The 625-nt window shown below is 55.0% G+C and carries 1 protein-coding gene; it reads left to right on the top strand.

Annotation, left to right across the window (positions count from 1 at the left end; all coding sequences use genetic code 11):
* Positions 1-76: 76 nt before the first annotated feature.
* Positions 77-625 (top strand): hemagglutinin repeat-containing protein (locus ED901_RS15865; RefSeq protein WP_305775602.1); only part of this gene is annotated, 549 nt, incomplete at its 3' end.

The raw sequence follows: 625 nt of genomic DNA, 5'->3' as shown, positions 1-625 counted from the left end.
GGTACTGTTTTATCTGCGGTAGCCTTTCTTATTTGCTGTTAGCTTGGTTGTTACTGCTGGTTCCCATAATTCTGCGATGCCTGACAATCTGTCGTTGAGCAGCGGGCGTGACACCGTGCTCTCTGGTGCTCAGGCGCTGGGCGATAAAATCACGGCAAACGTCGGGCGCGATTTAACGCTGACGAGCCTGCAGGACACAGACGATTACCAAAGCAGGCAGCAGAGCATCAGCGGCGGGTTTAGCTTAACCTTTGGTTCAATGACCGGTTCAGCCTCATTAAGTATGAACAAGGCTAAAACCAGGAGCGAGTACGCCAGTGTAGGCGATCAAAGCGGTTTGTTTGCCGGCAATCAGGGCTATGACATCTACGTAGGTGACCATACGCAACTGAATGGCGCGGTCATTGCATCGACGGCGGATGCGGCAAATAACAGCCTTAATACCGGCACGCTGGGCTGGGATGATATCCAGAACAAGGCGAATTACAGCGCCAGCAGCGTGGGTGTGAGCGCCGGTTTCTCATCAACCCAGGAAAAGGGCAAGGAGAGGCACAACGCCGGCGGCGTGCTGCCGGTAATGGCCAGCGATAGCGGAAGTGCGTCAGGCACCACCCGTTCAGCGGTT

This window comes from Rahnella sp. Larv3_ips, from assembly GCF_003697865.1.
Classification (GTDB): Bacteria; Pseudomonadota; Gammaproteobacteria; order Enterobacterales; family Enterobacteriaceae; genus Rahnella; species Rahnella rivi.
Note: the sequence above shows the minus strand (reverse complement) of the source record. Positions and strands in the feature narration are given on the sequence as shown.